General features: G+C 67.4%; 13 protein-coding genes. 5 read left to right on the forward strand and 8 right to left on the reverse strand.

Annotated elements, in window-relative coordinates:
- Positions 1-19: 19 nt before the first annotated feature.
- From OSH10_RS20545 to OSH10_RS20555, 3 genes are all read left to right on the forward strand, one after another.
- Positions 20-1,402: an FAD-containing oxidoreductase gene (locus OSH10_RS20545; RefSeq protein ID WP_266334177.1), complete on the forward strand. Its 1,383-nt coding sequence runs from the start codon at positions 20-22 to the stop codon at positions 1,400-1,402.
- A 210-nt stretch (positions 1,403-1,612) separates the two neighbouring features.
- Positions 1,613-3,532 carry an autotransporter assembly complex protein TamA gene (locus OSH10_RS20550; protein ID WP_266334179.1) on the forward strand — a complete coding sequence of 640 codons (1,920 nt, stop codon included), beginning with the start codon at positions 1,613-1,615 and terminating at the stop codon, positions 3,530-3,532.
- Positions 3,532-7,833, forward strand: coding sequence for a translocation/assembly module TamB domain-containing protein (locus OSH10_RS20555; protein ID WP_266334181.1), 4,302 nt, complete (start codon positions 3,532-3,534; stop codon positions 7,831-7,833). The genes OSH10_RS20550 and OSH10_RS20555 overlap by 1 nt, the downstream gene beginning before the upstream one ends.
- Before the next feature lie 162 nt (positions 7,834-7,995).
- On the opposite strand, the gene OSH10_RS20560 is transcribed toward OSH10_RS20555, so the two are convergent.
- The 7 genes from OSH10_RS20560 to OSH10_RS20590 all read right to left on the reverse strand — a co-directional run bounded on the left by OSH10_RS20560 (position 7,996) and on the right by OSH10_RS20590 (position 15,184).
- Positions 7,996-8,805, reverse strand: a complete 810-nt coding sequence (locus OSH10_RS20560) for an SDR family NAD(P)-dependent oxidoreductase (RefSeq protein WP_266334183.1) — start codon at positions 8,803-8,805, stop codon at positions 7,996-7,998.
- 48 nt (positions 8,806-8,853) lie between these two features.
- Positions 8,854-9,837: a sugar phosphate isomerase/epimerase family protein gene (locus tag OSH10_RS20565; protein ID WP_266334185.1), complete on the reverse strand. Its 984-nt coding sequence runs from the start codon at positions 9,835-9,837 to the stop codon at positions 8,854-8,856.
- Positions 9,838-9,874: 37 nt separating this feature from the next.
- Positions 9,875-10,639, reverse strand: coding sequence for an SDR family NAD(P)-dependent oxidoreductase (locus tag OSH10_RS20570; RefSeq protein WP_266334187.1), 765 nt, complete (start codon positions 10,637-10,639; stop codon positions 9,875-9,877).
- A gap of 25 nt (positions 10,640-10,664) precedes the next feature.
- Entirely contained in the window at positions 10,665-11,774 is a 1,110-nt protein-coding gene (locus OSH10_RS20575; protein ID WP_266334189.1) for an ABC transporter ATP-binding protein, read from the reverse strand.
- A 43-nt stretch (positions 11,775-11,817) separates the two neighbouring features.
- A complete protein-coding gene (locus OSH10_RS20580; RefSeq protein ID WP_266334191.1) occupies positions 11,818-12,720 on the reverse strand; it encodes a carbohydrate ABC transporter permease in 903 nt (300 codons plus the stop codon).
- Positions 12,717-13,661 carry a carbohydrate ABC transporter permease gene (locus OSH10_RS20585; protein ID WP_266334193.1) on the reverse strand — a complete coding sequence of 315 codons (945 nt, stop codon included), beginning with the start codon at positions 13,659-13,661 and terminating at the stop codon, positions 12,717-12,719. Before OSH10_RS20585 ends, OSH10_RS20580 begins: the two co-directional genes overlap by 4 nt.
- A gap of 257 nt (positions 13,662-13,918) precedes the next feature.
- The gene (locus tag OSH10_RS20590) at positions 13,919-15,184 is read right to left on the reverse strand and encodes an ABC transporter substrate-binding protein (protein WP_266334195.1); all 1,266 of its coding nucleotides are present in this window, start codon (positions 15,182-15,184) and stop codon (positions 13,919-13,921) included.
- Positions 15,185-15,336: 152 nt separating this feature from the next.
- Between OSH10_RS20590 and OSH10_RS20595 the strand changes: the two genes are divergently transcribed.
- Both OSH10_RS20595 and OSH10_RS20600 read left to right on the forward strand, forming a co-directional pair.
- Entirely contained in the window at positions 15,337-16,539 is a 1,203-nt protein-coding gene (locus tag OSH10_RS20595) for an ROK family transcriptional regulator (protein WP_266334197.1), read from the forward strand.
- A gap of 63 nt (positions 16,540-16,602) precedes the next feature.
- Positions 16,603-17,715 carry an ROK family transcriptional regulator gene (locus OSH10_RS20600; RefSeq protein ID WP_266334199.1) on the forward strand — a complete coding sequence of 371 codons (1,113 nt, stop codon included), beginning with the start codon at positions 16,603-16,605 and terminating at the stop codon, positions 17,713-17,715.
- Positions 17,716-17,951: 236 nt separating this feature from the next.
- On the opposite strand, the gene OSH10_RS20605 is transcribed toward OSH10_RS20600, so the two are convergent.
- Positions 17,952-19,211 carry an ROK family transcriptional regulator gene (locus OSH10_RS20605; protein WP_266334201.1) on the reverse strand — a complete coding sequence of 420 codons (1,260 nt, stop codon included), beginning with the start codon at positions 19,209-19,211 and terminating at the stop codon, positions 17,952-17,954.
- Positions 19,212-19,283 lie beyond the last annotated feature (72 nt).

The following is a 19,283-nucleotide window of genomic DNA, read 5'->3' on the forward strand; positions in this document are numbered from 1 at the left end:
CAGCCGACCGGAGATACGCATGCCATCCTTTGATGCCATCATCATCGGCACCGGCCAGGCCGGGTCGCCGCTTGCCGGCCGGCTGACCGAGGCCGGAATGAGCGTCGCCATCATCGAGCGCAACCGGTTCGGCGGCACCTGCGTCAACACCGGCTGCACCCCGACCAAGACGCTCGTCGCCAGCGCCAAGACGGCGCAGATGGCGCGCCGCGCCGCCGATTACGGCGTTCTCCTCGACGGCCCGGTCAAAATCGACATGAAGAAGGTCAAGGCGCGCGCGGACAGCGTCTCCGGCGCCTCGCGCGACGGCATCGGAGCCTGGCTCGACGGCATGGCCAACTGCACCGTCTATCGCGGCCATGCCCGCTTCCTGGATGCCAGGCGCGTGCAGGTCGGCGACGACGTGCTCTCGGCCGACAGGATCTTCATCAATGTCGGCGGCCGCGCCATCCTGCCGGAGATTCCGGGTCTCGCCTCGGTGCCCCATCTCACCAACAGCACGATCCTCGACCTCGATGTCGTTCCCGATCACCTGCTGATCATCGGCGGCAGCTATATCGGGCTCGAATTCGCGCAGATCTATCGCCGCTTCGGGGCCAAGGTGACGGTGTTTGAAACCGGACCCCACCTGATCCGCCGCGAGGACGAGGATATTTCGCGCGCGGTGGCGGAGATCCTGACTGCCGAGGGGATCGACATCGTCACCGGCGCCGCCAACCTCTCGGTCAGCCGGGCGACCAACGGTTCCGGCAGCATCGCGCTCAGCCATGACGGCCCGAACGGGCTGCAGGCCGTCGGCGGTTCGCACCTGCTCGTCGCCACAGGCCGCCGTCCCAACACCGATGATCTCGACGCGGAAAAGGCAGGGATCGCGCTCGATGCGCATGGCTACATCATCGTCGACGACGCGCTCCGCACCAATGTCGACGGCATCTGGGCGATGGGCGATTGCAACGGCAGGGGCGCCTTCACCCACACCGCCTATAACGACTTCGAGATCGTCGCCGCCAACCTGCTCGACAACGACCCGCGCCGCGTCAGCGACCGCATCCCGGTCTATGCGCTCTATATCGATCCGCCGCTCGGTCGCGTCGGCCTGACAGAGACCGAGGCGAAGAAGACCGGCCGGAATATCCTGGTTTCGACCCGGCCGATGGCCCGCGTCAGCCGGGCGATCGAAAAGGGCGAAACGCAGGGTTTCATGAAGATCGTCGCCGACGCCGACAGCGGCGAGATCCTGGGCGCGGCGCTGCTGGGAACCGGCTGCGACGAGGCGGTGCATTCGCTGATCGACGTCATGTATGCCAAGCGCCCGTTTGAAAAAGTGCGGCGCGGTGTCCATATTCACCCGACGGTTTCGGAACTGCTTCCGACCATGATGGCCGAGTTCCACCCAGCCTGACGTTGCCGCCGGCACCCTTCCCAGGGTTGCAGGGATCGCCTTTCGCTGACGGGCGGTAGTGGCGCGAGGGCCTATGTATGGTAAATGTTAAGGATAGTCTCATAGAGACAGGAGCGTATAGGCCGAAGTAGCGTTCCGGCGATGTGTATGGGTGTAGTACCGTTGAAAGTCTCTCTTCTCCCGCCGCGCGGCAAACGTTTGCGGCGCCGGTTGCACCAGACTCTCGCCTCGGCCCTTGTCCTGATTATGGTGGGCTCGTCGGCGGGCTACGCCCAGGATGGCGGATTTTTCAGCGGAATCCGGTCGTTCTTCGGCAAGACCAAGGAAGAGCCGGTCGCCGACGCCGTCCCCTACAAGCCGACGATCAACGTCATCGACGCCCCACGCTCGCTGCGCAAGGCGATCGCCGCCGCCTCCAATCTCAACTCGATGAAGAAGTCGCCGCCTTCGGGCGCGGCCGGGCTGCTGCGCCGCGCGCGCGCCGACATCGACCAGATCACCGCCGCCCTCTACGCCAACGGCTATTATGCCGGCACCATCCGCATCACCATCGCCGGCCGCGATATTGACGCGCCCGATATCCTGCAGGTGATCGAGGCGGCGCGTCCGGCCGGGCCGGTGCCCGTCCAGGTCGACGTCACCACGGGGCCGCTGTTCCATTTCGGCGAGATCACGCTGGTCGATGCCGATCGTCACCGGCCGCTCGCCATGGCGCCGACGCTGAAGAGCCTTCGCCTGCTGCCGGGCGACGAGGCGAAGTCGACTTCCATCCTCGACGCCGAGGGCCGGATTGCCGAATTCTATCGCAAGGAAGGCCATGCCTTCGCCAAGGTCGTCGACAAGGACGTGGTCGCCGACCACGCGACCAACCTCGTCAACGTCACTTATGTCGTCAGCCCCGGCCCGGCGGTTGCCTTTGGCCAGGTCACGGTCTCCGGCACGGAGAAGGTGCGGCCGTCCTTCGTCCAGGAACGCGTGCGCATCATCCCGGGCGAGATGTTCTCGCCGCAGCGCCTGGCCGACACGCGCAAGTCTCTGCTGAAATACGAGGCGTTCTCCGGCGTTCGGGTCGTCGAGGGCACCAAGCTCGACGCCAATGGCCGCCTGCCGGTCGATGTCGAGGTCACCGAGCGCAAGCCGCGCTATATCGGCTTCGGCGCCAAATACTCCTCGACCGACGGTTCGTCGATCAATGCCTTCTGGGGCCACCGCAACCTGTTCGGCGGCGCCGAGACATTGCGCCTGGACGGTCAGGTCTCGTGGTTCGGCGGCAAGTCCGAGGCGGTGCCCGACGCCAATCCGCTCGGCTATCGCTTCGCCGCCACCTTCGGCAAACCCGGCATCTGGACGCCGATCGACGATCTCGTCGCCCAGGCGGCGGTCCTGCGCGAGGTGACCGACGCCTATGTCCGCGAGGGCGTGACCTTCACGGGCGGCGTTCGCCGCAACTACAGCGACCAGTTCTCGGTCCAGGTCGGCCTCGATCTCGAGCAGTCGCACGTCCAGGACACCAACGGTTCGCGCGACGACACCATCGTCGGCGTGCCGATCGACGTCGCCTACGACACCACCGACAATGCGCTCGATCCCTCCAAGGGCATCCGCGCCAGCGGCACGTTCGAGCCCTTCGCCTATCTCGGCCAGGCCAGCGCCGGCCCGATGATGTTCAAGGGTTCGCTGTCGGCCTATCGCGCCTTCGACGAGGACAAGCGCTATATCCTCGCCGGCAAGATCTCGGCCGGCACGATCTTCGGCGCCGACCTGCTCGACGTTCCGCCGCAGCGCCGTTTCTATGTCGGCGGCGGCGGCTCGCTGCGAGGCTATGATTATCAGTCGGCGAGCCCGCGCAATGCCGATGGCGACATCATCGGCGGCCTCAGCTTCGTCACCGCCTCCGTCGAGGCGCGGGTGAAGATCACGGACACGATCGGCCTCGTCCCGTTCATCGACATCGGCGCCGCCTCGGAAGGCTCGGTGCCGGATCTGGGCGACCTGCGCTATGCCGCGGGCCTCGGTCTGCGCTATTATACCGGCATCGGTCCTGTCCGGCTTGATGTCGCCATTCCGCTCAATCCTGAGCCCGACGATGCCGGTTACGGCATCTATATAAGCCTTGGACAATCCTTCTGATGCCCCGCGCCCTCACCATCCTGCGTTGGCTCGGCTTCGGTTTCATCGCCGTCCTGCTCACGCTCGTCGCCCTGTTCGGTTTCCTGCAGACCGGGCCCGGCCTGCGCATGCTCGCCAATGTCGGTAGCCGGCTTGCCAGCAGTGACGGGCTGACTGTCCGGATCGAAGGCATTTCCGGCTTCGTGCCGTCCGACATGAGCGTCGCGCGCATCGACGTCGCCGACGCCACGGGTCCGTTCGCCCAGATCGAAAACCTGCGTCTAGCCTGGCATCCGATGTCGCTGCTTTCCGGCAAGGTGGCGATCAGCGATCTCGCCGCCGACCGGGTCGCGGTCTCGCGCAAGCCCATGCTGCCGCCCTCGACGTCGACGTCGTCCGGCAATGGCCTTCCGTTCATCCGCATCGCGCTCGATCAGCTCGATATCGCCCGGATCGAGATTGGCGAGCCGGTGCTTGGCATGGCGGCGGTTCTCCGCCTGCAGGCCTCGGCCCGCCTGGTCGATCCGGCCGAAGGGCTGGCGCTCGATTTCGCGCTGGTGCGCGAGGACGCGCCCGGCGAGATCAAGGGCCGCGCCCGCTATGCGCCGGGCGACGGCACGGATTCGCTCTATCTCGACGTGACCGCCAGCGAGCCGGCCGGCGGCCTGGTCGCGCGGCTGGCGCAGATCGAGGGGCTTCCCGCCCTGTCGCTGTCGGTCAAGGGCAATGCGCCGCTCGACAATTGGGACGGCCGCATCGCGCTCGACGCGGGCGCCGCCGGCCATCTCGGCGGAACCGCCGCCATCAAGCAGGTCGAGAATGGCCGCCGCGTCATGCTCGATCTCACCGGCGAGATCGCCGGCCTGGTGCCACCCGATATCCGGCCGCTGTTCAGCGGGCAGACGACGCTGATCGGCTCGGCCATCGTCGAGCCGGAAGGGCGCATTGCGCTCGAAGGTCTGAACGCCACCGCCGCCGGCTTCGGCCTGGCGCTGGTCGGCCAGCTCGACACCTCTGCCAGGACCGCCGATCTGAAGCTCGATCTGGTGGGCGGCGACCCGTCCCATTTCGCCGCCTTCGCGCCGGGCGTCACCTGGTCCGGCTGGCGCCTGAACGCCGCCGTGACGGGCGCCTTCGCCTCGCCCTCGGTCGACGCGACGCTGACCGCGCAGAATCTTTCCGGCGCCGGTTATGGCGCCGCCGATATCAGCCTCGTCGCCAAGACCACCCCCGCCGCCGGCGGGCTCGCCTTCACCGTCGATGGCAATGCCGCCGGCCTGACCGCCGAGGATCCGAAGGTTGCCGCCGCCCTCGGCAAGACCGCGAAGCTCTCCGCCGCCGGTTCGCTCGGCGAAGCTGGCCCGGTGCTGACCGACGCCAAGGTCACGCTGGAGCCGCTCGACCTCGCCTTCACCGGCACGGCGGCGCCGAAATCCGTCCAGGGCGCGCTGCGCCTCGACCGGCTCAACCTCGCCGCCTTCTCCGGGCTCGCCGGTCGGCCGCTTTCGGGCAGCGCCGTGCTCGACGCCAAGATCGATGCCGACCCCTCGACCCGCCGCATCGCGCTCGACCTCGACGGCTCGTCCAAGGCGATCACCACGGGCATCGCCCAGGTCGACGATTTCTTCGCCGGCGAGAGCCGGATCAAGGGCGCGGTATCGCTGGCCGAGGATGGCCGCATCGCCGTCAACGGTCTGACGCTCGCGGCCAAGGGCCTCGATGTCGCGGTCGATGGCGGCATCGAGAAATCCGCCGCCGACCTGACCGCGCGGGTCAAGCTCGCCAACCTGAAGCAGTTCGATCCCCGCATCTCCGGGGCTGCCAATGCCGACCTCCGCTTCACCGGCGGGCTCGATGCGCTCGGTCTCACCGGCAAGGTCTCGATTCCGTCCGGCGTCGCCATGGACAAGCCGATCGAGAACCTGACGCTTTCGGTCGATCTCACGGATCTGACGGGTCGCCCCGGCGGCACGGTGGCGCTGGACGGCAAGCTGGCAGGCAAGCCCGCCAAGGGCGGCGCGACGCTGACCTCGCTTGCCGATGGCGGCCGGCGTCTCGACGATCTCGACCTGGCGATCGGCGGCGTCCGCGCCGAGGGCGCGGCTGCGCTGGCCGCTTCCGGCCTGATCGACGGCAAGATCACCATTGCCGCCTCCAACCTCGCCGACCTCTCGGCGCTGATCCTGACCGACATCGCCGGCAAGCTGGATGCGACCGTCGTGCTCGATGCGTCGAACGGCGCCCAGCGCGTCGCGATCGACGCCAAGGCGCAGGGCATCGACGTCGCCGGCAACCGGGTCGACCGGGCCGACATCAATGCCCGTATCGCGGATCTTTTCGGCACACCGGTGATCGACGGCAAGGCCGTGCTGGGCGGCGTCCGCGCCGGCGGCCAGGTCATCGAGAGCGCCACCGTGACGGCGAAGAGCGCCGGCACCGCCACCGACGTGACGCTCGACACCGCGCTGCTCGGCTCCAGCATCAACGGCAAGGCGCGCATCTCGCCCGCCGGCGCCGATACCAATATCCGCCTCGATGCGCTGAAGATCGCCCGCGCCGGGACCAATGTGACGCTGTCGGCGCCCTCCAACATCACCATCGCCAAGGGCGGCGTCTCGATCGACCGGCTGGCGCTGGTGACCGGAGACGGCCGCGCCACGATCAGCGGCAAGGCCGGCGAGACGCTCGACCTGAATGTCGACCTGCGCAACCTGCCGCTGTCGCTGGCCTCGCTCGCCGCGCCGACGCTCGACATGCGGGGCACGCTGAGCGGCACCGCGCGCATCACCGGCAAGGCGACCGCGCCGGCCGGCGATTACGATCTCAAGGTGGCAAAACTCACCAATGGCGACATCGCCCGCGCCGGCCTCGGCCCGTTCGATATTTCCGCGCGGGGACAACTGAACGGCGGCCGCGTCGGCGTTCAGGCGACCATCAACGCGCCTTCGGTTTCCGGCCTGACGATCAACGGGTCGGTGCCGATCGCCGCCGGCGACCTGGACCTGAAGATCAAGGGCGCGATCGACCTCGCCATCGCCAATACCGCGCTGGCCACCTCCGGCGGCAATCTGCGCGGCAAGGCGGTGGTGGACGCGGCGCTTGGCGGTCCGACTTCGGCGCCGCGCGCTTCCGGCTCCATCCGCGTCTCGGGCGCCAGCTACAACGACTCGCTGAATGGCATTGCGCTTTCCAACATCGAGGCGGTGCTGACCGGCTCCGACCGCGCGGTCACGGTTTCGTCCTTCTCAGCCCAGACCATCCAGGGCGGCCGCATCGTCGGCAAGGGCAATGTCGCGCTCGACCCGGCGCAGGGCTTCCCGGCCGCCGTCGAGATGACGCTGCAGAGGGCGACGCTGGTCTCCAGCGACCTGATGCGCCTCGTCGCCGACGGAAAGATCAACATCGAGGGCCCCGTCGCGACCCGACCGAAGATCGCCGGCCAGATCAATGTCCGCAGCCTCGACATCAACATTCCGGACAAGATCTCCGGCGGCATCGATCCGCTCGATGTGCGCCACGTCAACACCGGCGGCAAGCAGCAGGTGAAAGGCGGCATCCGCGCCCAGGCGCAGAACCGAGCCAACGCCACGGCCAGGAAGAAGGCCAAGGCGCCGAGCCCGTTCGTCGCCGATCTCGACCTCAAGGTCTCGGCCCCCAATGGCGTATTCGTGCGCGGCATGGGCATGGACGCGGAGTTCGGCGGCGACCTGACGCTGCGCGGCACCACGGCCGACATGATCACTCTGGGCGGCTTCAACCTGCGGCGCGGACGCTTCAGCATCGTCGGCCGCCAGCTCACCTTCACCGAGGGCACCATCACCTTCAATGGCAGCCTCGATCCCGAGCTGAACTTCAAGGCGGACACGTCGGGCGGCGATGTGGTCGCCAGCATCATCATTGCCGGCAACGCCTCGGCGCCGGAGGTGAGCTTCACCTCGACGCCGACCCTGCCGCAGGACGAGGTGATCGCCCGTCTGCTGTTCGGCCGTTCGATCAGCACGCTGACCGCCGGCCAGGCGCTGCAGGTGGCGCAGACGGTGGCGCAGTTCTCCGGCGGCGGGCCGGGCGTGGTCGATTCGATCCGCCGCTCGCTCGGCGTCGATGCGCTCAACATCGGCACGGATTCGACCGGCAAGGGTGGCCAGATCGGCGCCGGCAAGCGGCTGAACGACAAGATCTATGTCGGCGTCCAGCAGGGCACGACGCCGGATTCGAGCAAGGTCACGGTCGATGTCGACGTGACCCGCAACATCCGCATCCAGGGCGCAGCGGGCGCCGACGGCTCGAACGAGATCGGCATCGGCGCGCAGTGGGACTATTGAGGGCGGGGCTCGCGACCCTCACCCCAGCCCTCTCCCGCGCGGGAGAGGGGGCGCGATCGTGCCCGTCGCGGCATTCCGCTTGGTGCGGTGTTGAAGACACCCACAGGCCAAAATCCCTCGCCCGCCTGCGGGAGAGGGTAGGGTGAGGGCCTTGCTTGGCCTTTACCCCGGGAACAGCGTCAGGCCGCCATCGACGCGGATTACCTGGCCGTTGATGAACTTCGAGCCGGGGCCTGCCAGGAACGCCACGGCGTCGGCGATCTCGGACGGTTCGGCGTAGCGGTTGAACGACTTGCCCGACGAATCCATCTTCACCGGGTCGACGACACGGGTCGCCTGGAAGCGGGCCGATTTGGTCGGGCCGGGGCTCACCGCGTTGATCCGCACGCCCTCTTCATAGAGTTCCTTGGCGAGGCAGCGCGTGTAGTGCACGACAGCCGCCTTCAGCGTCGAATAGACGACTTCCGGCGAGCAGCCCATATGCGCCGCCGCCGAGGCGATGTTGATCACCGAGCCGCTGCCGGCCTTGACCATCGCCGGCACGAAGGCCTGGCAGACCAGCATGGTGCCGATCAGGTTGTTGTTGGTCAGTACCTGGATGTCCTCGAACGAGATGTGGAGCGCGTCGTTCGGCTTCGGCTTGTTGCCGGAGGCGCCGATATCGCCGCCGGCGCAATTGACCAGCACGTTGACCGTGCCGAGCTTAGCCTCGATTTCCTCCTTCATCTTCTGGACGGCGGCGGGGTCGCCGATATTGCCGGTGACGGCGACGGTGCGAACGCCATGCTTGGCGATCTCGGCGGCGACTTCGCCCAGGTCCTTGGCCTCGCCATACTTGGCCGGTCCCGTCCATTCGAGGTCATGGATGGCGACGTCGGCGCCCAGGCTCGCCAGCTTCTCGGCCATGGTGCGGCCCAGGCCGCGGCCCGAGCCGGTGACGAAGATGATCTTTCCGGCGAGTTCCTTGCTCATTTGCGAGCTCCTTCTGGATTTCGGTGTCGAGGGAATGGATTGCGAAGGTCAGGGCATGATGCCGAGCGAGCGCATGTTGGCGACGCTCCTGCGGATCATGTCGAGTTCGTACTGGACGAGCGCGCCATCCTCGCCGCGCTCCCAGGGGGTGCGATAGTCGGCGTCGTCGGGGAGGCGGTTGCGCCGCGCCGCGAGCAGGCAGGCGGCGAGCGAGCGGGCGCTGCGCGGGGCGTAGCCGTTCCACCAGTCCGGCGTCAGCAGGCGGACATGCCGCACGTCGAGCGCGCCGGGCTCCAGCACGGCGGTGAGTTGCGGATGATGCTCGGCCAGGATCGCCAGCACCTCGGCGAACGGCACGACGCCGTCGCCGATCGCGCAGCGGACGAGGCGAAAACCCTCATCGGTGAACTGGGCGTTGTAGTCCTTGAGGTGGACGTGCCGGACCCAGGGCGCGATGCGGCGGGTGAAATCGAGCGGCGCCTCGCCGACGGGGAGCGTGTTGCCGGTGTCGTAGCAGATGCCGACGGCGGAACCCGCCTCCTCGCAGAACGCAACCAGCTCGTCGCTGGTGAAATCCTGGTGGTTCTCGATCACCAGCGTCCGGCCCTCGGCCTCGGCGCGTGGGGCATAGAGGGCCAGCGCCGCATGCACGCCACGCACCAGCTCGTGCCACTTCTCGCCCCAGGCGTTGCGGTCGCCGCAGAGCACCGAGGTGAGGCAGACGCGGATCAGCTTGGCATCCAGCCGCCCGGCCGAGCGAAACGCGCTGTCGAGCGGGCCTTGGTTCAGGCCGCTGCTGATCACCGGTGTCATGCCGAGCGAGGCCAGCCGCGCCTTCAGCGCCGCGACCTCGCCATCGTCGAGCCGCGCGATCCAGGGCTCGAAGATCTCCAGCGTCTTCGCGCCCAGCTCCTCGGCCAGTTCGATGAATCCTTCAAGGCCGCGCCCGTCCGGATTGGCGCGCGGCGTGCCGTGCCCCTGCAGGCCGAGATAGTAGGTCAATCCATACGGGTTCAGTCCGACTTGCAGCATGGCATTTCCAATCTGCCGAAGGGTTTTGCGGGCGGCGCTAGATCAGGCCGCCATCGACGATGATGGATTGCTTGGTGATCATCCGGCTGTCGTCGGCGCCGAGGAACAGCACGGTGCGGGCGATCTCGTCGCCCAGCAGCACCTTGCGGATGCATTGGCGGCTCACCAGCGCGTCGACGCTTTCCGGCGTCGGATACCAGAGCGCGTGCTGCTTCTCGGTCATCACCGCGCCGGGCTCGATCGCGTTGACGCGGATGTTGTCGGCACCGAAGGCCCGCGCCAGGCTGCGCGTCAGCCCGAGCACCGCCGCCTTGGCCGTGGTGTAGGCCGGCATGTTCGGCGCGCCGCCGCGCCAGGCGATCGACGAGAAGTTGATGATCGAACCGCCGCCAAGCGCCTGCATCTGCGGCCGCACGGCCTGGGCGGTGAAGAATTGCGGGCGCAGATTGATCGCCTGCGCCCAGTCCCAATATTCCTCCGTCACCGCGTCGATCTCGTGCCGGTCGTCATTGGCGGCATTGTTGACCAGCACGCCGATCGGTCCGAGCGCGCGGCCGACCTCGGCGATCACCGCCTGCGTCGCGGCGGTGTCGGACAGGTCGCAGCGGTAGAAGCGGGGCGGATGTTCCGCGCCGGCGAGTTCTTCGGCAAGCGCCGCGCCCGCATCCGCCTGGATGTCGACGAAAGCGACTTTCGCGCCGGTTCCGGCAAAGGCGCGGACGATGTCGGCGCCGATGCCGGAGGCGCCGCCGGTCACGAACACGACGCGCCCGGAAAGGCTTGGGTAGTTGGCAAAGGTCATGAAGGCTGGCCCGTCGGCTGCGCGGCTAGATGAGGTTGCGGGTGACGGGGTCGAACAGGCATGCATGCGACATGTCGATGCCCAGCGTGATCGTCTCGCCCATGCGCGGCGCCTCGTCCGGGTCGAAGCGGCCGGTGACTTCCAGCTCGCCGAAGCGCATCAGCCCGATGGTCTCGGCGCCGGTCGGCTCGACCATCTCGACGGGTGCGTCGACGCTGGCGATGCTCTTCTTGCTGGCCTTCAGCTCGTGCGAATAGCGGAAGATGTGCTCCGGCCGGACGCCGAGGATGACGTCGCGGCCCGCCGCGCCCGGCGAGATGCCGTCCTGCAGCGTCAACACCGCCGTGCCGCCCGTCGCCTTGAACGAAACCGCCGGCTTGCCCTCGGCGTCGGTGGTGAGCGTCGCCGGGATGAAGTTCATCGCCGGCGAGCCCATGAAGCCGGCGACAAACATGTTGGCCGGCCGGTCATAGACCACCTGCGGTTCGTCGAACTGTTGCACCTGGCCCTGGTGCATCACCGCGATGCGCGAGGCGAGCGTCATCGCCTCGACCTGGTCATGCGTGACATAGACCGTGGTCTTGCCGACGCGGTGGTGCAGCTTCTTGATCTCGGTGCGCATGTCGACGCGCAGCTTGGCGTCGAGGTTGGAAAGCGGCTCGTCGAACAGGAACAGCTTGGGGTCGCGCACCAAAGCGCGTCCCATGGCGACGCGCTGGCGCTGGCCGCCGGAAAGCTGGCCGGGCTTGCGTTTCAGCAGCGGCTCGATCTGCAGCAGCGCCGCGACGCGCTTCACCGCCTCGTCGCGCTGCGGCTTCGGCACGCCGCGGCTTTCCATGCCGAAGGTGATGTTCTCGCGCACGGTCATGGTCGGATAGAGCGCATAGGACTGGAACACCATGGCGATGTCGCGGTCCTTCGGCGCCACCGAATTGACCAGCCGGTCGCCGATGCGGATCTCGCCCTCGGAGACGCTTTCGAGCCCGGCGATCATGGCGAGAAGGGTGGATTTCCCGCAGCCCGAGGGTCCCACCAGCGCGATGAACTCGCCGGTCCGCGCCTCGATGTTGATGCCCTTCAGCACCTCGACGGCGCCGAAGCTCTTGCGCAGGTTGCGGATGTTCAGGGACGACATGCGAGCCTCATCGGATTGCAGCAAAGGTCGGGGGAGCGGGTCATCACTTGATCGCTCCCTGGGTGAGGCCCCGGACGAAATACTTGCCGCCGAGGAAGTAGACGAGCAGGGGCGGCAGCGCGCCGATCAGCACGGCGGCGCTCATCACGTCATAGGCGCGGACATTGGTGCCGCTGGCGGTCAGCGCCACGAGCGCGGCGGTGATCGGCTGTTCGCGGCCCGAGGTGAACACGACGCCGAACAGATATTCGTTCCAGATGCCGGTGAACTGCCAGATCACGGTGACGATCAGGATCGGCGGCGACAGCGGCAGGATGATCTTGCGGAAGATCCGCCAGAAGCCGGCGCCATCGATGCGCGCCGCCTTTATCAGGTCGTCCGGGATCGAAACGTAGTAGTTGCGGCAGAACAGGGTGGTGAACGAGATGCCCTGCACGACATGGATCAGGATCAGCCCGTAGGTCGAATTGGTCAGCCCGACCTTGCCGAGCAGGAAGGCCCAGGGCATCAGCGCGATCTGACCCGGCATGAACACGCCGAGCAGCATCAGCGTAAACAGCACTTCCGAACCCTTGAAGCGCCATTTCGACAGCACGTAGCCGTTCATCGCGCCGAGCAGGGTCGAGAGGATGGTGGCGGGCACCGCCATCCAGAGCGAGTTCAGGAAGTTGCGGCGCATGCCCTCGCAGGTGCCGCCGATGCAATAGGTGCTCCAGGCTTCGGCCCAGGCCTTCAACTGGAAGCTGCGCGGGAAGGCGATCAGGCCGTTCTGCGCGATCTCCGGCTGCTCGCGGAACGAGTTGAAGACGAGGATCAGCAGCGGCGCCAGGTAGATCACCGCGAAGATCGTGAGCAGCGCGTAGATGATCGTGCGGCTGACGAAGTGGCGGCGGGAGGCGGCGGCGGCCTCGCGGTCGTGGACCGCGGCGATGGTGGCGTCGGTCATGGACGGCTCTCCCGGCGATGGCGCCAGACGACGAACAGCGCATAGGGCACCAGCACCACGGCAAGCGCCGCCAGCATCATCATGGCGGCGGCCGCGCCCTCGCCGATCTGCCCGCGCTGGAACATCAGATCGTAGACATAGATGGCCGGGAAGGTGGTCGAGATGCCGGGGCCGCCGCGCGTCAGCGCCGCGACGAGATCGAAGGTCTTGATCGCGAACTGGATCTGCACCACCGCGACGGCCAGGAAGATCGGCGAGATGATCGGCAGGATCACCCGTCGATAGGTCCGGAAGGTCGAGGCGCCGTCGATCTGCGCCGCCTTGATCAGGTCCTGGTCGACCGAGCGCAGCCCGGCGAGGAACAGCGCCATGGCGAAGCCCGAGCTTTGCCAGATGCCGGTGATGATGATGGCGTAGATCGCGGTGCTGCGATCGGACGCTAGCGCAAAGTTGAAATGGGTCCAGCCGAGGCTGCGCACCAGCATCTGGATGCCGTCGGTCGGGTTGTAGAGCCAGCTCCAGACCGTGCCGGTGACGATGAAGGACACGGCGAGCGGATAGAGGAAGATGGTCCGCCAGATCGCCTCGCCGCGCACGCGCTGGTCGATCAGGATGGCGAGGAGGAGGCCGATGCCCATCGCGCCGACGATGTAGAAGGCGGAGAAGAAGAACAGATTGCTGTAGGCGATGTTCCAGCGCCGGTTGCTCCACAGCGACACGTAGTTGTCGAGGCCGATAAAGCCGTAGCTCGGCAGCAAGGACGAGTTGGACAGAGAGATATACAGAGTCCAGATCGTGAAGACGAAGATGTAGACGAAGGACGCCGCCAGGGACGGGGCGAGAATGAGGATCGGCGAAATCCGGGCGAGACGCTCCCGCCAGGTGGGGCCGGGCGCCCCCGACGCGGAATTCCGGCCGGCATCCATTGGAACTGTCGACATTGCTGGCCCTGTCCTTGTGAGCCGGATCCTGGGGACCCGGGCTTCTCACCTCGCCTCAAGCGAGAGGTCGGCTCGAAGAGCCGGGTGAGGGTTTAGGGAACCATCGAGGAAGGCCGCGAACCCTCACCCGCCAGCCATCGCTGTCGACCTCTCCCTTGGGCGAGAGGTGAAGAATGGCGCAGGTGATGGAAGGGTGATGTAGCCTGACCAGGGAACCGGGCGCGACGCGGAGGCGTCGCGCCCGGAAGCGCGGTTCGTTACATCTGGGCCTCGACGGCGTCCGCGATCGCGGTCGCCGCCTGTTCGGGCGTCATGGCCGGCGTGTTCACGAACTCGGTGACCGTATCCATGATCGCGCCGCGATATTTCTGCGGAATGGTCATGTTGTGGGCCATCGAGCGCACCAGCGTGCCGGCCTCGATCGAAGCCTGCAGGTCCTTCTGCGAAAGCTGCTGGCAGGGGTTGAAGCCGGTCGACAGGTCGACGTCCATGCGGGCCGGGATCGAGCCCTTGGCCTGGTTGAACGCGGTCTGGAACTCCGGCGATAGGATCGTCTTGGCGAGCAACTGCTGGCCGGCGATGTAGTCGGGGTCCTTCTGCTTGAAGAACACGACGCTGTCGGCGTTCAGGATGAAGCCGGGCTTGCCCCAGTCGGTCGGCGCCTGGCTGCAGGTATAGTCGGTGCCTTCCTTGAAGCCGGCCGCGGTCAGCAGGCCGACGGTCCAGTCGCCCATGATGTGGAAGGCGGCGTCGCCGCGGCCAACCATCGCCGACATGGTGTCCCAGTCACGGCCGACCATGCCGGGATCCATGTATTTCGACGTCATCAGGCGGAGCTGGGTCAGGGCCTTGACCATGCCCTCGCTGCGCAGCGCGTCGACGTCGCCCTCGACCAGCGCCTTGCGGAACAGGTCGATGTCCTGGCCGTAGACGACCACTTCGAACACGGTCGAATCGGTCCAGTCGGCTGTCGAATGGGCGATGCAGATCTTGCCGGCGGCGACGACCTTCTCGCAGGCGGCGTTGAACTCGGCCCAGGTCTTCGGCACCGCCTCGACGCCGGCTTCCTTCAGCACCTTGGGCGAGGACCAAAGCCAGTTGATGCGGTGGATGTTCATCGGCGCGGCAACCCAGTTGCCGGTCGGCTTCATCACCGAGATCAGCTCGGGCGCAACGACCTTTTCCCAGCCTTCGGCGGCGGCGAGCTCGTCGAGATTGGCGGTCATGCCGGTGGCGTTCCACTCGGCGATCTCCGGGCCCTTGAGCTGGACGGCCGGCGGCGCATTGCCGGCGATCACGTCGGCGCGGAGCTTGGCGAGGGTGTTGGCGGTGTGGCCGGCGATCGAGGTCTGTTCCCACTTGCCGCCGGCAGCGGTGAACATCTCGCCCAGCTTGGCGACGGCGGCGGCGTCCGAGCCGGTCGCCCATTGATGCAGCAGGTTCGTCTTGGGCTCGGCAAGAGCCGTGCCGCTCAGGAGAACAAAGGACAATAGTCCAGCGCTCACCTTCCAAGTGAAGGTCATGGTTCCTCTCCCTAGGTGTCCCGCCCGATACTTACGATCGGTTTGCGCAGGTACTTGTTTTTATGGCTTTCAGTCCGTCTCCCCGTGATCTGACGCCGTATTTGTTCTATGATGAACTTATTAAGCTGTCAACGCGCCCGCAAAGTTCGCCAATGTTTGAAGCAAGACTAAAATCGTTCTTCGAGGATGCCGGCGACGGCACGCCTTCGGCGCGCGTCGTCCGCCTGCTGCGCGAGCGCGGCACGCTGAGCGCGACCGAAATCGCCAGGCTCACCGGCCTCGCCAAATCGACCGTCTCGATGACGCTCGCGGAGCTGCGCCGATCGGACATCGTCATCGAGAAGGCTAGCAGTGAAACCGGGCGCGGCGCCAGCGTCGGCCGCCCCGCGACGGCGCTGATGCTCAATCCGAAGGTCGGCACCTGCGTCGGCGTGCTGTTCGGGCTGGAGGCAATCCAGCTGATCGTCGCCGATGTCTCGCATCGGGTGATCTCCGACCGCAAGGTCCAGATCGAGCCGGATTATTCGCCGGCCGAGGCGGCGGCGCTGACCCGTCGCCTGATCGACGAAGCCTATGAGGAGCACGGGCTCGCGCCGGAAGGGCGGCTCGGCGTCGGCGTGGCGGTCGCCGGTCCGATCAATCCGGTCGATGGCCGCGTGCTGCGCGCCAGCGGCGTGCCGACCTGGGCCGGCACCGATATCCGCGCCACCTTCGGCCCGGTCCTGAAGAGCCCGATCTTCGCCGACAATGAGAGCAACTGCGCCGCGATCGCGGAGATGATGTGGGGCGCGGCGATCGGGGTGGAGGATTTCGTCTTCTTCAAGATCGACCTCGGCGTCGGCGGCGCGATCGTCAATCGCGGCCATGTCGTCCGGGGCATCGCCGGTTCGGCCGGCGAATTCGGCCATATGATGATCGATCCGGCCGGGCCCCTGTGCCGCTGCGGCAATCGCGGCTGCCTGGAGCTCTATGCCAGCGCCCGCACGGCGCTCGCCGATACGGAAAGGCGGCTGGGGCGTCCTTTCGACATGGACGGGCTGGTCGCGCTGGCCCGCGGCGGCGACGAGCCGAGCCGGCGCCAGATCGCCGAGATGGGCGAGGCGGCCGGCAAGGGCCTCGCCATCATCGGCACGGCGATCAATCCGGCGCTGGTCGTGCTCGGCGGCCGGATGCCGCTGGCGGGCGACATGCTGCTCGGGCCGCTGTCGGAGAGCTTCGAGCGCCACACGCTGGTCAAGCGGGCCGAGATCGCGCCCGAAGCGAGGACCCGCTTCGTGCCGGGCGTGTTCACCGACAATGACGCGTGCCTCGGCGCGGTCGGCCTCGTGCTGCGCCATCACGGCCGGCCGGGCTGAGATTGCCGGCAGAAGGCCGCAATCGCGGATGGAATTTGCAGCGCTTCGTGCGAAAACGGGTTCATGTCGATCGATCGTTCCCCTTCATCGCCGCTCCGAACCGGATCCGCGCCGCCGGCCGAACGGACGGCCTATCAGCCGGCCGGGCAGAACCTCGTCCATGCCGCCGATCACAATCTGCGCGTGACGCTGGAGGCGCTGCGCCGGACGGGGCCGATGAGCCGCCTCGAACTCGCCCGGCTGACCGGATTGACGGTGCCCGGCATCACCAACATCGTGCGACGCCTCGTCGCCGACGGGCTGGTCCGCGAGGGCTCGGACGAGGCCTCGCGCGCCAACCGTTTCAGCCTCGTTGCCGAGGGCGCCGTATCGCTTGGCATCGACGTGTCGGACAGCATGGCGCGGCTGGTGGCGATTGACCTCGCCGGTCAGGTCGTGCTGCGCGACGAGCGGCCCGTGCCGGAAGGCGAGACGGCGCGCGTCGTCATCGGGCTCGCTTCCGCCGCGCTGGAACGGCTGGCCGAAGGCACGGCGGCGCGGGTGATGGGCGTCGGCATCACGGCGCTCGATGGCGCCGACGAGATCCGCGCCGCGCTGGCGCCGCTGCCCGTCATCGTCGAGCCCGACACCATCGCCGCGGCGCTGGGCGAGCGGCAGTTCGGGCAGGCAACGGCCGGCGACAGCTTCGTCTATGTGCTGCTCGGTCCCTCGACCCGGGCCGGCATGATCATCGGCGGCTCGGTGTTCAACGGCGTCGACCAGCGGGCAGGGCTCGTCGGCGCGATGCGCACCGGCGAGGACGGAAGATTGCTCGACGAGGTCGCCTCGACCACGGCGCTTGCCGGCATTGCGACGCTCGATCCGGCCGATCCCGCCGTTGCGCGGTGGATCGAGGCGGTCACCGCGCATCTGATGGATTCGATCATCGCGATCTCCGCCTTCATCGCGCCGCGCGTCATCTTCATCGGCGGCCGCCTGCCGGCCGATCTGCTGGCGGCGCTGGTGTCGCGCCTTGCCCGGCAGCGGCAGGAGCGGATGATCGAGCCGACCCAACCCTACTGGCTGCCGGAACTGGCGCCGGGCTCGCTGGCAAGCGACGCCGTGTTGATGGGCATCGCCGCCATGCCGTTCCTGGAATTCCTGCTGCCCGATCCCCGCCGCCCGTTTCGGCCTTAGAGTCCTTTACCGCTCCCAGGGTGAGACTTTCGAGGACCCGAAAAGTGGCTGGGCAAATCCCGATCTCAACATCCTGAGGAGGCTTGCGCGAGCAAGCCGTCTCGAAGGACACACTGCCTGTGGGCAAGTCTTCATGCTGCCACGCTCTGCGTGCTTCGAGACGGCCCTCCGGGCCTCCTCAGCATGTTGAGGATGGAGTTGCATGAAGGTCTCTTCAGGGAGATGCGTCCAGCCCCTTACCTCGATCGACCTTGGTCGCGCTGAACGCGGTTGCCCGACCGCGTGTCGTCGCTACGCAGCGGCGAGCGGGTCAATTGCGCGGGGTCGGCGGATTCGAGCCGCAGCGCGTGCGCCAGCGGCAGGGTGGCGGCGCCGAGCGCTGCCGCGTCTTCCGAGCCGACGGCGCGGTGGATGCGCGGCGTCGGGCGAAGGTCGCGCGACAGCGCCTCGCGCACATAGCCGAGCAGTTCGTCGATGATCGTCACCGGAATGCGGCCGCCGATCAGCACGGCGTCGGGATTGATCAGCAGGCCGATGTCGATCGCCGCCTCGGCGATATGGCCGGCCGCCATGCGCAGCCATTGGGTCAACAGCCGCTTGCCGCGCGCGTCGAGCGTCAGAAGATCCTGCGGCCGCTCGACGGCGATGCCGTGGCTGGCGAGATAATCATACAGAATGAACAGCGACACGACCTGGCCGAGCGGCTGCACGCGCTCGCCGGCCGGTGCATCCGGCAGCGTCACCGGCAGCCAGCCGATCTCGCCGCTGATGCCGGTGGTGCCGTGATAGCAGGCGCCGTCCAGCACCAGCCCGCCGCCAAGGCCGGAGCCGAAGAAGATATAGAAGAAGCTGCGGATCTCGACGCCGAGGCCATAGGTCAATTCGCCGATCGCCGCCGCCGTCGCGTCATTGTCGATCAGGATCGGCTGGTCGGTGATGCGGGCGAAGCGCTCGCGCACGTCGACGCTGCGCCAGCTCTTGTAGGCCTCGGGCATGCCGATGAACGGGATTTCGCCGAGCCAGTCGGGAAAGGCGACGCCGATGCCGGCGAGGCGCGACTCGTCGATGGCGTGGCGGCGGAACGTCTTCAGCGCTTCCTTCATCTCGGCGAAGAATTCGTCCGGCAGCATGTAGCGGACTTCGCGGTGGATGCGGTCGCGCACCGTGCCCAGGGCATCGACGGCCACGATGGTCAGGTGGTCGCGGCCGAAGCCGACGCCGACCGCGAAACAACCTTCCGGATTGATCTCCAGCTCGATCGCCGGCTGGCCGCGCATGCCGTAGCGCCGGCGCGCCTCGACCACGAGGCCGTCATCGATCAGCTTTTCGGTGATGCGGGCGACGGCCTGCTTGCTGAGACCAGACCGGGCGGCCAGTTCGGTGCGGGAAATCGGCGCATGCCAACGGATGGTGCGCAGGATCACCGCCTGGTTATGGCTCGCCGCCAGCCCGGAGTTCGAACCGGCGAGGTCGCCTGGAGACGTCTTGGATTTCATCGGGATGTCAGTGCCGCCGGCGGAGATCATGGGTGACCGTCCGCCGGCGGATAGAGAGCAAGGGTGGCTCGC

The sequence above is a fragment of the Kaistia defluvii genome (genome assembly GCF_026343955.1).
GTDB lineage: Bacteria > Pseudomonadota > Alphaproteobacteria > Rhizobiales > Kaistiaceae > Kaistia > Kaistia defluvii.

Excerpts from the sequence above, each read along its gene's own strand:
- OSH10_RS20545 (WP_266334177.1), top strand. The coding sequence starts at position 20 with ATGCCATCCTTTGATGCCATCATCATCGGCACCGGCCAGGCCGGGTCG.
- OSH10_RS20555 (WP_266334181.1), top strand. The coding sequence starts at position 3,532 with ATGCCCCGCGCCCTCACCATCCTGCGTTGGCTCGGCTTCGGTTTCATC.
- OSH10_RS20560 (WP_266334183.1), bottom strand. The coding sequence starts at position 8,805 with ATGAGCAAGGAACTCGCCGGAAAGATCATCTTCGTCACCGGCTCGGGC.
- OSH10_RS20565 (WP_266334185.1), bottom strand. The coding sequence starts at position 9,837 with ATGCTGCAAGTCGGACTGAACCCGTATGGATTGACCTACTATCTCGGC.
- OSH10_RS20570 (WP_266334187.1), bottom strand. The coding sequence starts at position 10,639 with ATGACCTTTGCCAACTACCCAAGCCTTTCCGGGCGCGTCGTGTTCGTG.
- OSH10_RS20575 (WP_266334189.1), bottom strand. The coding sequence starts at position 11,774 with ATGTCGTCCCTGAACATCCGCAACCTGCGCAAGAGCTTCGGCGCCGTC.
- OSH10_RS20580 (WP_266334191.1), bottom strand. The coding sequence starts at position 12,720 with ATGACCGACGCCACCATCGCCGCGGTCCACGACCGCGAGGCCGCCGCC.
- OSH10_RS20585 (WP_266334193.1), bottom strand. The coding sequence starts at position 13,661 with ATGTCGACAGTTCCAATGGATGCCGGCCGGAATTCCGCGTCGGGGGCG.
- OSH10_RS20590 (WP_266334195.1), bottom strand. The coding sequence starts at position 15,184 with ATGACCTTCACTTGGAAGGTGAGCGCTGGACTATTGTCCTTTGTTCTC.
- OSH10_RS20595 (WP_266334197.1), top strand. The coding sequence starts at position 15,337 with ATGTTTGAAGCAAGACTAAAATCGTTCTTCGAGGATGCCGGCGACGGC.
- OSH10_RS20600 (WP_266334199.1), top strand. The coding sequence starts at position 16,603 with ATGTCGATCGATCGTTCCCCTTCATCGCCGCTCCGAACCGGATCCGCG.
- OSH10_RS20605 (WP_266334201.1), bottom strand. The coding sequence starts at position 19,211 with ATGAAATCCAAGACGTCTCCAGGCGACCTCGCCGGTTCGAACTCCGGG.